The 12,800-nt window shown below is 52.4% G+C and carries 12 protein-coding genes; 8 read left to right on the top strand and 4 right to left on the bottom strand.

The window, feature by feature from the left end; all coding sequences use genetic code 11:
- The first annotated feature begins 59 nt into the window (after nucleotides 1-59).
- On the top strand, nucleotides 60-1,007 hold the full coding sequence (locus KJS57_RS02300) for a 1,4-dihydroxy-2-naphthoate polyprenyltransferase (protein ID WP_213653619.1): 948 nt from the start codon (nucleotides 60-62) through the stop codon (nucleotides 1,005-1,007).
- Nucleotides 1,008-1,196: 189 nt separating this feature from the next.
- On the top strand, nucleotides 1,197-2,312 hold the full coding sequence (locus tag KJS57_RS02305; protein WP_213653620.1) for a Gfo/Idh/MocA family protein: 1,116 nt from the start codon (nucleotides 1,197-1,199) through the stop codon (nucleotides 2,310-2,312).
- A 593-nt stretch (nucleotides 2,313-2,905) separates the two neighbouring features.
- Here the strand turns inward: KJS57_RS02305 and KJS57_RS02310 are convergent.
- Nucleotides 2,906-3,415: a hypothetical protein gene (locus KJS57_RS02310; protein WP_213653621.1), complete on the bottom strand. Its 510-nt coding sequence runs from the start codon at nucleotides 3,413-3,415 to the stop codon at nucleotides 2,906-2,908.
- A gap of 210 nt (nucleotides 3,416-3,625) precedes the next feature.
- On the opposite strand from KJS57_RS02310, the gene KJS57_RS02315 reads away from it, so the two are divergent.
- From KJS57_RS02315 to KJS57_RS02325, 3 genes are all read left to right on the top strand, one after another.
- A complete protein-coding gene (locus KJS57_RS02315; protein WP_213653622.1) occupies nucleotides 3,626-4,549 on the top strand; it encodes a prenyltransferase in 924 nt (307 codons plus the stop codon).
- Between the two features lie 55 nt (nucleotides 4,550-4,604).
- Nucleotides 4,605-5,333 (top strand): DUF6081 family protein, encoded by a 729-nt coding sequence (locus KJS57_RS02320; protein WP_213653623.1) that lies wholly within the window; start codon nucleotides 4,605-4,607, stop codon nucleotides 5,331-5,333.
- A gap of 87 nt (nucleotides 5,334-5,420) precedes the next feature.
- Nucleotides 5,421-5,606, top strand: a complete 186-nt coding sequence (locus KJS57_RS02325) for a hypothetical protein (RefSeq protein WP_211022994.1) — start codon at nucleotides 5,421-5,423, stop codon at nucleotides 5,604-5,606.
- Nucleotides 5,607-5,691: 85 nt separating this feature from the next.
- Here KJS57_RS02325 and KJS57_RS02330 read toward each other — a convergent pair whose 3' ends face one another.
- The 3 genes from KJS57_RS02330 to KJS57_RS02340 all read right to left on the bottom strand — a co-directional run bounded on the left by KJS57_RS02330 (nucleotide 5,692) and on the right by KJS57_RS02340 (nucleotide 9,543).
- On the bottom strand, nucleotides 5,692-5,820 hold the full coding sequence (locus KJS57_RS02330; protein ID WP_211022993.1) for a DUF4023 domain-containing protein: 129 nt from the start codon (nucleotides 5,818-5,820) through the stop codon (nucleotides 5,692-5,694).
- Between the two features lie 100 nt (nucleotides 5,821-5,920).
- On the bottom strand, nucleotides 5,921-7,828 hold the full coding sequence (locus tag KJS57_RS02335; RefSeq protein ID WP_213653624.1) for an ABC transporter ATP-binding protein: 1,908 nt from the start codon (nucleotides 7,826-7,828) through the stop codon (nucleotides 5,921-5,923).
- Nucleotides 7,825-9,543 carry an ABC transporter ATP-binding protein gene (locus tag KJS57_RS02340; RefSeq protein ID WP_244861377.1) on the bottom strand — a complete coding sequence of 573 codons (1,719 nt, stop codon included), beginning with the start codon at nucleotides 9,541-9,543 and terminating at the stop codon, nucleotides 7,825-7,827. Before KJS57_RS02340 ends, KJS57_RS02335 begins: the two co-directional genes overlap by 4 nt.
- Nucleotides 9,544-10,115: 572 nt before the next feature.
- Here KJS57_RS02340 and KJS57_RS02345 point away from each other — a divergent pair.
- From KJS57_RS02345 to KJS57_RS02355, 3 genes are read left to right on the top strand one after another with little or no spacing between them, the layout of a single operon-like run.
- Complete coding sequence (locus KJS57_RS02345; RefSeq protein ID WP_211022990.1) at nucleotides 10,116-11,078, top strand: ABC transporter permease; 963 nt, start codon at nucleotides 10,116-10,118, stop codon at nucleotides 11,076-11,078.
- Nucleotides 11,068-12,018, top strand: a complete 951-nt coding sequence (locus tag KJS57_RS02350) for an iron chelate uptake ABC transporter family permease subunit (protein ID WP_211022989.1) — start codon at nucleotides 11,068-11,070, stop codon at nucleotides 12,016-12,018. The genes KJS57_RS02345 and KJS57_RS02350 overlap by 11 nt, the downstream gene beginning before the upstream one ends.
- Nucleotides 12,012-12,770, top strand: coding sequence for an iron ABC transporter ATP-binding protein (locus tag KJS57_RS02355; RefSeq protein ID WP_211022988.1), 759 nt, complete (start codon nucleotides 12,012-12,014; stop codon nucleotides 12,768-12,770). Before KJS57_RS02350 ends, KJS57_RS02355 begins: the two co-directional genes overlap by 7 nt.
- Nucleotides 12,771-12,800 lie beyond the last annotated feature (30 nt).

Consider the following 12,800-nt stretch of genomic DNA (forward strand, 5'->3'; position numbering starts at 1 on the left):
CAGAAGATATTTCAAAAATTAGATATCATCTTTTTAAGATAAGTAAAAGGATGATGGAGATGGCGATACGAAAATTTTTCAAACTGGTGGAGATTCAGACAAAAGCGGCCAGCATGATCCCCTTTTTGTTGGGAACGGTCTACGCCTTGTTTCGTTTTCAAGAATTCCAGGTCGGACACTTCGTTCTGATGCTGCTTTCACTGCTAAGCTTTGATATGGCTACAACCGCGATCAACAACTATTACGATTTTAGAAAAGCTTCCAAAAAGCACGGGTATGGATATGAGGTCCACAACGCGATCGTCAAGTATAAGATGAATCCCGGTGCGGTGGTTGCCATTATTGTTATTTTGCTGAGCATAGCCATTGGGGCGGGGATCGCTTTGTTTTTGGAAACAGGACTGCTGATTCTCCTGCTTGGCGGATTGTCCTTTGCGGTCGGAATTTTGTATTCGTTCGGGCCGATCCCGATCTCCCGCATGCCGCTGGGCGAAATTTTTTCCGGGCTGTTCATGGGATTTGTCATTATGTTTATCTCGGCTTATATCCATGTGGAGGAGAAGTTGGCTTCTCTGACTCTTGAAAATGGGACCGTTCTGCTGCAGGTTCAGCTTGTGGAGGTGATACTGATTTTCCTCGTCTCTATTCCTGCGATTCTGGGGATTGCAAATATCATGCTGGCGAACAACATTTGCGACCTGGAGGAGGACATTGAGAATAAACGCTACACGCTGCCGGTCTACATCGGACGCAATCATGCTTTGCGGCTGTTCCGGATTCTGTACTATGCGGCTTACGCTGATATCTTGGTCTTGTTATTCTTAGGCGTATCTCCATTCCTACTAGTGCTTGCGTTGTTGACGTTGATCCCTGTCCGTAAAAATATTCGCAAATTCTCGGAGGTGCCGACCAAACAATTTACCTTTGCGTTATCGGTGCAAAACTTTGTTCTAACTAACCTAGCGCGCATCGCGGTATTGGGACTTGCGGTTCTGATCACGATGTAACTTACTTACAGCAAGACCGACCTTGGTTTGAAATCTGCGAGAAGATGCGGATGACTTGGGTCGAGTCCATATCGAAGCTAATACCGGGAGACCGCTGTTCGTGCGGTCTTCCGGTTTTTTGTAGTAAAATGAAAAGATAGCTTTGCTTGAGGTTATACGGATGGAAAAAAAGTAAAGGAGATGGAGAACATGGGCGAGGAACAGCAGGGTGACAGAAAGAGGAAAATCACCTTCGGCATCATGGGCGGAGGCTGGCGGGCCGAGTTTTATTTGCGGATTGCGCAGGCGCTTCCCGAGGAATTCGCAGTCAGCGAAATCTGGATGCGCGACGAAGCCAAAGCGCGGGAAATGGAAAGCCGCTGGGGTATTAAGACAACCTCCGATCTGGACGGGTTTCTGGGCCGGCGAGACTTTTCATTTGTTGTATTGACCTTATCCCGAAGCGTAGCGGCGGAGTACATAGCAAAGCTGGCCGGAATGGGGATTCCGGTACTCACGGAGACGCCGCCTGGGGGAAGCCTGGATGAATTGCTCCGGCTGCACGATAAAGTCAGCAGCACCAATCTTGTACAGGTGGCCGAACAGTTTATCTACCAGCCGATGCATGCCGCAAGGCTGGCGGTAGTCCGCTCAGGAATGCTGGGCGGAATCTCCCACGTCCAGGTATCGGCGGGCCATGGATACCACGGGATCAGCCTGATCCGGCACCTGCTCGGAGTCGGCTTTGAGGACGCCGAAATTAACGGTCGGCAAATCGTCACGCCGCTGACGCAAGGTCCGAGCCGCCGTGGCTTGCCGGAGCGAGAAACACTGGCCGACTCCAAACAGGACTTGGCCTTGCTCAGCTTCGGCGGGCGCAGTGCCCTGTTTGATTTCACCTACGACCAGTACTTCTCCTGGATCCGGCGGAATAGGGTACTCGTCCGGGGGCACCGCGGCGAGCTCGAAGGGCGGGAGGTCCGCTACCTTCGAGATTTCCGGACGCCGGTGACGATGGAGCTCCGGAGGATCGACGCCGGTCAGGACGGCAACCTCGAAGGTTATTTCCATGAAGGAATCCTTGCCGGGGCCGAATGGATGTACCGGAATCCCTTCCCCTTGGCCCGTCTAAGCGACGAGGAAATCGCCATCGCCACCAGCCTGCGAAACATGGGCGAATATATCGAAGGCGGACCATCCTTCTACAGCTTGGCGGAAGCCTCGCAGGATCAATATTTGAGCCTGCTTATGGCGGAAGCGATTAATACCGGAAAGACAGTTACCTCTGTCCGGCAACCGTGGGCGATAAAGGCGGATCGCGGTTAAGGAATATGCCAAATCAATCATCAGAACGATAATATTCTAAATTAGTACTGAACTAGGTATGAGCAAGGACAGAACCAAGTAAGATCCAAGTACGAACCAAGTACGAACTAATGCCGAACTAATACGAATCAGGTTCTAACTAGCTCCAAACCAGATCCAAACCAGATCCAAACCAGATCCAAACCAGATCCAAACCAGATCCAAACCAGATCCAAACCAAGTCTTAATACGTAACCGAACCTAGAAATAACCAAATGTCCTCTCGAGGCGAACAAAACTGACAAAAATGTCTTTCAAATAGTGGACACGGTTCAGTAGAAGACATATGCTGCTCCCCTTCAATGGATGTCTGTATATGGTAGGTGATCGAGGATTGGATGCTAAATATAGTAGTAAATAATCGAGGAGCCATTTTAGGCTTGTGTCCACCTTCAGGTGGACATTTTCCTATTTTGTCCTCTACAAGAGAACAAATTGAGAAATAGTCTATGAAATATGCTAAATGTTGATGAGAGTCCCTGTAACCTTCGTAAAAAAAGCTAAAAAACCAGCCTCCGCAGCAACACCGCGGGGGCTGGTTTTCGTAGAGAGTTCTAAAAGCGTCTTTTTGATTTCGGGGCGATCATGACGCCGGCGCCGATTACGATCAAGGCGATTGCAAGCAGAGGCTGGCCGAGAATCATCCGGTTATACAGTGTTCCGAGCGAGAAGACGGCGAAGAATAGCAGGGAAAGCGCGCCCAGAATATTGATTGGGATCAGCAGGTATTTGTTGCGGTTTCCAAACCAATAGAACTCAAACAATCCGATAGCAGGGGCTAAGATAAAGCCTGGCCACAGATACTGCCAGCTGTCGAACAGGGTGGATAACTGGCAAACCAGTCCGACGGTAAACAGGATGCCTCCCGGAATCAGCAGTCCGATGGCTCTCCGTTCCGTTAAGGAGAAGTAGAGCCAGTGGAAAAACAGTCCGAGCGGTATGATGAACATGGTAGGCCAGAAATGCCCGAATAATGAGCCCGTGCTCATTGCTTCCTTACGGAAGAAAAATAAGTAGCAGCCGAGCAGGATCAGTACGGGGCCGATCCAAGATCTTTTATTCATGCGTATCGTATCTCCTTCGTCTATGTATTCATCTTCTCACAGCATACTATAAAAATTGCCGGGTATCTTCAGTCTATGGGGAAGTAAAAACCTGGACTTTGGTCCAGTTCGTGGCTTTCTAAAAATTCCCCGCTCGTCTATGAAAAAGATCATGTATAATTGAATAGTGATATTTTTAACACACTATAACATGGGAGCGTGAATTAACCGGTGAACATATGGACAACTTTCAGGAAAGCATCCCGGTTTCAAGTGATTCCCGTGATGCTGGTTCCTGTATTTCTCGGCGCGCTGGGGGCCTTTATGTGGAAAGGCGTGTTTCACCCGGTGCTGTTTGTCATTACACTGATTGGTGCGGGGGCGGCCCATCTGTTCTCGAACATGATCAATGATTTATGGGATTACCGAAATGGAGCCGACGTCGCGGCCAAAGAAACACCGGAGGTGATCTCGACGAACTCCGGTTTTCTGTCCGGCGGACTGATGTCCGAGCGGACCTTTTCGGCGATTACCTGGTCGCTGCTGGGTCTGGCCGTATTGTGCGGCGTAGTATTGAGCGTGTTCAGCGGCTGGCCGGTACTGGTCTTTGGTGGCTTGGGCGGGTTAATCGCTTATTTTTACGTGGCTCCTCCGATCCGGTTTGGATACCGGGGCAAAGGGCTGAGTGAAGTGGCTATTTTGCTGTCTTTCGGCGTGCTACCGGTGATGGGGGCTTATTATGTGCAGACACAGGATTTAAGCATCGATTCCGTGCTGCTCTCCATGCCGATCGGCTTGCTGACGACGCTGGTGCTGTTTAACCACCACTTTTTACATTGGCAGGCGGACAAGCAGGCCGGGAAAAATACGCTGGTCGTCGTCTGGGGCGAAAAGCGTGCGCTGAACTTCTCGAAAATGATGCTTTTTCTGGCCTATGCCTTTCTGATTCTTTGCGCGGTGATCGGGACTTTGCCGCTATATTCTCTGCTGGCGCTGCTCACCATTATCCCCGTGTATCGGGTGTATGGCCGGCTGAAAGAGCATAATCCTTCCGCGGCCTACTTGCCGCTGATGGGGGCATCATTGCAGGCCTCGATCCGTTGCGGGTTGATTATGATGGCGGCCCTGTTGGTGCAGGGCTTGATCCAGCTTTAATGCTATAACAAATCACATTTACAAAGATCACTTCTAAGAGAGAGGGCGACAATTCATGGAACAACAAAAAGTATTCGGCGATTTTCATACGATATTGAATGAGGGACAAGTTTGGAAAATAGGCGGATTCCCGCTGCCCGACGGGTCATTTTGGGAATATCGCGAGCCGGAGGCCGTAGTTATCGTTCGTAACGGTATTCTGTACTGCCGTGCTCCGCTTAGCCGTCAGAACCATCAAATTCAAATTTTGGACAATGCCAAGCATATGTACTATTCCGTGGAGGACGTCGTAGTTCCTGAGTCCGGCGAGGTCAGCTTTGAACTGCAAATCCGTGCCCGCTCGCAAAATACGGCGCCTGGCGATTTGTACGATGGCTATGTATCGTTGAACCTGCTTGACTTCACGACCGGCGCGGCGCTCGATTTCTTTGCGGGCAACGACAAATATGCAAGCGTCTATGCCGTTTTGCCTTTCCCGGGCGTGGAAGTGCCGGCCAGCGACAAGACGAAGTATTTTTGCGTGTTTAAGGAAGATACGGACTTCAAAGCGCGGGAATTCAACACTTATAAAATTACTTACAATCGCGGGAACGACGAAGTTGTCTTCTTCGTGAACGGCACGGAAATTCGCAGAGAGAGCGGGGTACCGATCAAATTCAACCGGTTTACCATCGCGCTCGGAATTATGACGGAAAAAGACCTTACCCCGGAAGGCAGCGTATCGGTTCACGGTCAAACCGTAATTGCGGAATGGTCGCCTGTAACGGTAACGATTAAGGAATAAAAACCTGCCCGTTGTCAAAGGCTAGAAACGGGCAGGATGCCTGCTTCAAATGCAACAGGATGAAGTTGACATCGGGAGGTTACAGACATGGCGAGCAAACGCGAGCAGCACAACCGGCGGGTCGGCAACGGCAGCAGCAACGCCCAAAATGCTTCAACAGGCAACGGCGGAGAAGGCCGGGCAGGGCGACTTAGCCAAATCAAGAATCATGCTAGCCCGGGGGATGACGTTCCTAATGAGTACATCTCCGGCGAGGATCTTTACGATCACTAAAATTATTAATTTGTCCTGAAGAATCAAAGGAGCCGTCCGCCTCAGTAATGTGCTGAAGGGGACGGCTCTTGTTTAATAGTGCAATTTATTTCTGGGTTCCATGCTGTTTGGTTGGCAGTTGGCCGGCGGGATTTCCTTTGCCCCGTTTCCGGTTGCGTTCGTCCTTGTCCTGCTTATCATGGACTTTTTCGACAAACTCATGCAGGTTCTCCACAGAATTTCCTCCTTCGCAAGAGCATGATGAAATCTCTTGCGTTACTATGCCACAATCGGGACGGTTTCATCCCGAATGGAGGGGGCTTGGAGCCGGAGCTTTACTTCGCTCCGGCATGGCTCTCTTCGCCGTGCCAGAGCTGGCGGAAGCTGGGGCTCACGGCGAGCAGCTGCTCCGCCGTGCCTTCGGCTTCAATCGTGCCGTCCTTGAGCACGATAATGTGGTCCGCGTGCGAGAGCGCGGCCTTGCGGTGCGACACGACGAGGCAGGTGGCCTCGCCCCTGTCGCGGAAGAGCCGCTCCCACAGCTTACGTTCGGTTTCGACGTCGAGCGCGCTCGACAGGTCGTCGAACACGTACAGCTGTGCGTCGCGCACGAGCATCCGGGCGGCCGCGGTCCGCTGGACCTGGCCCCCGGAGAGCTTCACCCCGCGCGGCCCGACCATCGTGTCGAGGCCGTGCTGGAGCTGCGCCACGTCATCTTCCATGACGGCGGCGTGCAGCGCCTGCTCCAGGCTGCCGTCGGTGCCCGGCAGCCCGAGCAGGATGTTGTTCCGCAGCTTGTCGCTGTACAGGCGCGGAATCTGCGCCGTATACGCGCTCTGCGGCGGAACGAAGAAGTCCGCCGGCGTCTCGACGCGCCGGCCGTTCCAGGCGATCTCGCCGCCTTCGGCCGGCAAGAGGCCGAGCAGTGCGCGCAGCAGCGTCGTCTTCCCCGAGCCGATCATGCCGGTGATCACGGTAAACGATCCGCGCTCAAGGCGCAGATCGATCCCCTGGATGCCCCGGCCCGTCTCGGGGTAACGGTACGTCAGGCCGCGCACCTCCAGGACCTGCAGCGGGTCCGCCTGTACCGTCCCCGCTACATCGGCGCCGAGTCGGTCCTCCTCGCGCCTTGCCTTCGCCGTCGTCCGCATCGCATCGCCGACGGCCGCCTCACCGCTCGCACTCCGGCCGCCATCACCCTGCTCGCGCACGCCCCCAGCGCCCGCAGTTTCCGCTGCGGCCGCCCGCCGCTTGCCGAGCCCGATGAAGGCCGGCGCGGTCAGAATTCGGGCGGACGCCCCTTGCAGCATATCCTTCAGCCGTCCGAAGCTGATAGCCATCTGCTTATAATAGGTCATGAAGTTGCCGACATTCGAAATCAATTGGGTGACGAAGGTCAAATAGTAGATGAACAGAGACAGGTCGCCGACCGTAAACGAACCGCTGCGCATTTTATAACCGGCAAGCACGAGAATAAGGCCTGTGCCAAGATTTACGGAGTTCGTGAACACCGACGACAAGGCTTCGGTAATCAGCTTGTCTTTGACCATCGATTGGCGGCGTTCATCGCTTAACCGTTCAAAACGACGTACGATCCGCGTCTCGGCACCGGCGACCTGGATCGCCTGAACGTTGGAGAACATCTCGCTGATCGAGCTCGTGACCTTGGCCGTCGCGGCCCGGCTCGCCGCACGGTACTTCTGGACGCGCGTCGTGGCGATTTGCGCCGCCGTGACGACCAGAATCAGCGGCACGAACACGAAGAATGTCATCTGCGCATCGATAGAGATCAGAATATAACTCGAGACGATTACGAATCCGATCAGCCCGAACATATCGACCGACCAGCTCATCGCTTCTTCCGTATGATCGACGTCATCGCGGAAGTTGCTGATCGCTTCCCCGGGAGAACATGGAATCGCTTTGGCGCCGGGCTCTTTCAGGACATGAGCCAGCATGTTTCTCCGCAGCAGGGTGCTGATCCGGAACCGGAAGTTGGCGTCCGTCCAGAAGCCGCCGGCGATCAGCGCGATTCGGGCTAGCGCGGCGCCGACCAGCAGGGCGGCGATCCCCCAGATTCCGTACGGGAAATCATAAGTGCCCTCAAGGTGGTCAAAGAAAGCCTTCGTAATCAACCCTGGCAGCAGCGGGGCCATATGTATGACCATCCATGCAAACAGGTTGGAGAAATAGAAGACAGGGCGATAAAGGAGTAATCTCCAGAAAAAATGTCTTGTATTCATGCCAGCACCTCCTCAAGCCCGACGGCCAGCATCCGGCTGAACCGGGACTGCGGATCGCGAGCCAGTTCAGCCCGAGGGCCGTTCTCCACAATCTGCCCGTTCTCCAGAATTAAAATCTGATCGGCCCGTTGTACCGTCGATAGACGGTGAGCGATCATAATGCACGTCCGCTCCTCCAGAAGCCGGCTGATCGCCGCTTCGATCCGGTTCTCCGTCAACGGATCCAGCCGTGAAGAGGCTTCATCCAGAATGACCAGCCCCGGGTCGCTCAGGAATACCCGGGCGAAGGCGAGCAGCTGGGCTTCGCCGGCCGACAAGCTTCCTCCGCCGGAGGCCAGCACCGTGTCCAGGCCATCCGGAAGCGAAGCGAACCACTCTTCCAGGCCCAGCTCTTTCAGGACGGAGAGAATTTCAGCATCGTTAATCTCTTCATCGAACAGGGAGAGGTTGTCGCGCACGGTACCTTCCATAATCTCGATATTTTGCGTTACCATAGCTACGCCGCTGCGCAGTTCATGGAGCTTGCAGTCCCGGATATCGACTCCGGACAGCTCAATTGATCCCTCTTGGGGATCATAGAAGCGCAGCAGCAGGCGGGCCAGCGTCGATTTGCCGCTGCCGGTTCTGCCTAGAAGTCCGAGCGTTTGGCCCGGTTTCAGAGATAAGTCCAAATGGCGCAGCGTCGGCTCGCCATCCGCCTCGTAAGAGAATGTCAAACCGTTAAATTGCACGGACAGCGGCCCTGCGGGAAGCGGGGCTCCCGGGCCGTCGGTGATCTGCGGCTTCGTGCTAAGCAAATCGCGGACACGGATCAGGCTGGCATCGGCTTTTTGCAAATCCTCAAGCTGGGTGCGGATCTTCTCGATTGGCTTTGCCAGCAGCTCCGTATAATAGAAGACCAGATAGACGGATCCGATCGTGAGCTCGCCCCGTTTCCAGAGCCAGGCGCAGACGAGGAAGGCGGCGGCATTCCCGAGGGCGAAGACGAAGATGGTAGTGCTCCACATCATCCCGAAGCCCATGAAAGCCCGGATGCGTACGGGCAACATCCGCCGCGACAGGTCGTAAAAACGATTCATGACATAGCCGGCCGCCCCGTTGGCGCGGGTATCTTCCGTTCCTTCCAGATGCTCGCCGATAAAGCCGTACAATTCGGCGTTCTGGGCGCGCCATTTCGTCCAAACCGGTACGGTGAACTTGCGGATCCATTGGATGGCAAAAACAGCTCCTACCACGAATAGGGACATCGCTGCGCCTATCCAAATATTTTCACGGAATAACAGAAGTAAAATGCCTAACATGAGTAAAATGTTGCCTAGCAGGTGGATCATAAAGCTGGAGAAAAAGTTGGCTAACGCGTTGACGTCGCCGTCGACCCGTTCTATCAAGGTGCCTGAGGTGTTAGATTTGTGGAAGGTCATGTCGAGCGAGAGGCAGTGTTCAACGAGATCGGCCCGCAGCCGATTGGTCGTTGTCCAGCCCAGGTTCTCGCTGTAATAGGCCGCGCATACGGAAATCACTTGCTGGATCAGGGAGAATCCGATAAAGATGGCGGCAGCATAATAAAGCGCATTCAAACTGCCTTCGCCTTGAGCCGTATCGATGAAATAACGGATTACCTGCGGATTCACGAGCTGCAGGGCGATGGACACCAGCAGCAGCACCGCTAACCAAATCAGCAGCCTGCGTTGAGTAAATACGTACCGGCCCAGCATTTCCCGGTAATGGCCCAAGGATTTCGTCCTCGTCCTTCGTTTGTTGTTTTCGTTCGGTTCATTTGATTGTTCAGCCAAGCCGGACACCCCTTCCATTCATGCATCGATGTACATTCAATCTAGGAGCGTCAATTTTATGCCCGTTCCTAAGAGGTAGTCAAAAAGTCATCTTTTGATCACGAAGTTCATCTGGTTGCATATACGGCATCGAATCTTGAAGTCAGGCGGGCCTTCCAGTGCTCACGTAGGTTTTGCCTACGCTCCGCTCCTCAGTCCCTCCTTCATCCAACCTTCTCGGTGCTGAAAAGTCGACTTTTTGAACACGTACTAATATTCTCCAATTTATTTTATACAAAAACATATGTTCGTACAATAGGATTTCAGCAGCAAAATAAAGAGTCTCTTATAATAAATTAAATTTTAAAACGGTTGACAGTGTGAAAATACGCACGGTATAATTCAATCTAATTGATAATGAATATCATTATTAATTATTCATCGTCTGTCCTGCCGGCAGCGAATCACTTGGGCTTCCTCCAGGCCAGAGGGGGCAAAGTAAGGACGATCTCATAATGAAGAAAACTCTCACCATTCTAATAGCACTATTAATCGTACTCTCTATTACATCCCTGTTTATCGGAGCTTCCAGCATGTCACTGTTTGACCTGTTCGGGCCGGAAGGAGGGGAAGCTTGGGAACTGCTGTGGATCAGCCGGATTCCCCGGCTAGTCAGCATCATTATCGCCGGAGTCAGCATGAGCATCGTCGGTTTGATCATGCAGCAACTGACCCGGAACAAATTCGTGTCGCCGACGACGGCGGGCACGATGGACTCCGCCAGCTTCGGCATTATGGTGGCCCTGCTGCTGTTTACATCGGCGGGAGCGCTCGTCAAAATGTCCATAGCCTTTGTCTTCGCCCTTCTCGGAACTTATATATTCATGGCAATTCTGAACCGGGTGAAATACAAGGACACGATCTTTATCCCGCTCGTCGGGTTAATGTTCGGCGGAATCGTCAGTTCGGCAACTACTTTTTTTGCGTATAAATACAATTTGATTCAGAGCATGTCCGCGTGGCTGTATGGGGATTTCTCCATGATCATGCAGGGCCGTTACGAGCTGTTGTTTATCAGCGTGCCTCTAGTGGCGGTTTCCTATATTTACGCCAACAAGTTTACGGTCGCGGGCATGGGCGAGGAGTTTTCCGTCAACCTCGGTTTGAATTACAAGCAGGTCGTCAACATCGGGTTAGGTTTGGTCGCGCTCGTTACTTCGGTCGTCGTGCTGACGGTCGGGTCGATTCCTTTTCTGGGATTAATTATTCCAAACCTGGTCACGATATTCCGCGGCGACAACCTGAAGGGAAACCTGACTTACACGGCTTTACTGGGCGCAGTCTTCGTTCTGGCATGCGACATTCTGGGACGCTTGATCATCTATCCGTATGAGGTGTCGATCGGACTGACCGTCGGGGTAATCGGAAGCGGTATTTTCCTGTATCTGCTGTTGAGGAGAAAGACATATGAGCAATAAAACCAAACTATGGATCCTTGCCGGCATCGCCGTTCTGCTTGCTGTCGTCTTTATGACGATCGAGGCGGGCGGACATTGGGATTACATACTGCCAAGACGGGGCAGAAAACTGATCGCCATTCTCCTTACAGGAACAGCCATTGCTTTTTCGACCGTGGTGTTCCAGACGATTACGAACAATCGGATCTTGACGCCGAGCATTATCGGCCTGGATTCACTGTATATGCTCCTTCAAACGGTGATCGTTTTCCTGATCGGGGGAACGGCCTTAACCATGATGAGCAAAAATTTGCGCTTTGTACTGGCGGTCGGACTGATGGTCGTGTTCGCCATGCTGCTGTACAGAATGCTGTTTCGCAGGGAAGGGCGTAACATTTATCATCTGCTGCTGATCGGGCTCATTTTCGGAACTTTTTTCTCGAGTGTGACCTCGTTCCTGCAAAAGCTGATTGATCCGAATGAATTTCTGGTCATCCAGGATAAAATGTTCGCCAGCTTCAATAATGTCAATTCCGATCTGCTTTGGCTGTCGCTCGTCGGCGTGATGCTTGTGGCGCTTTATTTTGCGAGGTTTACCAAGTATCTGGATGTGCTTGCTTTGGGTCGGGATCATGCCGTCAACCTGGGCATCAGTTATGAATATGTCGTCAAGCGGATGCTGATCGTCGTCGCTGTCCTGATATCGATTTCGACTGCCTTAGTCGGACCGATTACTTTTCTGGGGCTGCTTGTGGCCAATGTGTCTTATCAGTTCCTGAATACTTACCGTCACAAAACGTTGATCCTCGGCGCTTCCCTGGTCAGCTTTATCGCCTTAACCGGAGGTCAGTTGATCATCGAGAGAGTGTTTACCTTCTCCACTTCGCTAAGCGTCATCATCAACTTTATCGGCGGGGTGTACTTCATCTATCTGCTGCTAAAGGAGAATAAATCGTGGTAAAGGTCAGAGGAGTTTCCAAACAATATGGCGGTAAAAAGGTCGTCGACAATGTCTCGCTGGAGATCGCGAAAGGAAAGATTACTTCCTTTATCGGGCCGAACGGTGCGGGGAAGAGCACGTTGATGTCCATGATCAGCAGACTGATTGCCAAGGACGAGGGCGAAGTCTTGATCGAAGACCGTGAAATCGGGCAATGGAAAAGCGGGGAACTTGCCAAAAAGATTTCAATTCTTAAGCAATCCAATCACATCAATATTCGGTTGACGGTGCGGGATCTCGTAAACTTTGGGCGTTTTCCCTATTCGCAGGGACGCTTGAATAAGGAAGACGAAGCCTATGTAGACGAGGCGATTCGCTATATGCACCTTGAAACGATGCAGAATAAATTCCTCGACGAACTCAGCGGGGGTCAGAAGCAACGGGCGTTCATCGCCATGGTCATCGCGCAAAACACGGAGTACGTGCTGCTCGACGAGCCGCTCAACAATCTGGATATGAATCATTCTGTGCAAATCATGAAGGTACTGCGCAGATTGGTCGATGAGCTTGGAAAAACGGTAGTGCTGGTGATCCACGACATCAATTTTGCCTCCTGCTATTCCGACTATATTGTCGCGCTGAAGGATGGCAAGGTGGTCAAGGAAGGCACGACCGATGAAATTATCGAACCGTCCGTGCTGCGTGAAGTTTACGATATGGAAATTCCGGTCCAGGAGATCGGCGGCAACAAAATATGCGTGTATTTTGCTTAAGCATTCTTTCGAAATGACTTTAAATTGTGA

The sequence above is a fragment of the Paenibacillus vini genome (assembly GCF_018403325.1).
In the GTDB taxonomy this organism is placed as follows: Bacteria; Bacillota; Bacilli; order Paenibacillales; family Paenibacillaceae; genus Fontibacillus; species Fontibacillus vini.

What these genes read in the sequence shown, in the direction of transcription:
- KJS57_RS02300 (WP_213653619.1), top strand. Translation starts at nt 60, where the DNA reads ATGGCGATACGAAAATTTTTCAAACTGGTGGAGATTCAGACAAAAGCG.
- KJS57_RS02305 (WP_213653620.1), top strand. Translation starts at nt 1,197, where the DNA reads ATGGGCGAGGAACAGCAGGGTGACAGAAAGAGGAAAATCACCTTCGGC.
- KJS57_RS02310 (WP_213653621.1), bottom strand. Translation starts at nt 3,415, where the DNA reads ATGAATAAAAGATCTTGGATCGGCCCCGTACTGATCCTGCTCGGCTGC.
- KJS57_RS02320 (WP_213653623.1), top strand. Translation starts at nt 4,605, where the DNA reads ATGGAACAACAAAAAGTATTCGGCGATTTTCATACGATATTGAATGAG.
- KJS57_RS02325 (WP_211022994.1), top strand. Translation starts at nt 5,421, where the DNA reads ATGGCGAGCAAACGCGAGCAGCACAACCGGCGGGTCGGCAACGGCAGC.
- KJS57_RS02335 (WP_213653624.1), bottom strand. Translation starts at nt 7,828, where the DNA reads ATGAATACAAGACATTTTTTCTGGAGATTACTCCTTTATCGCCCTGTC.
- KJS57_RS02340 (WP_244861377.1), bottom strand. Translation starts at nt 9,543, where the DNA reads ATGCTGGGCCGGTACGTATTTACTCAACGCAGGCTGCTGATTTGGTTA.
- KJS57_RS02345 (WP_211022990.1), top strand. Translation starts at nt 10,116, where the DNA reads ATGAAGAAAACTCTCACCATTCTAATAGCACTATTAATCGTACTCTCT.
- KJS57_RS02350 (WP_211022989.1), top strand. Translation starts at nt 11,068, where the DNA reads ATGAGCAATAAAACCAAACTATGGATCCTTGCCGGCATCGCCGTTCTG.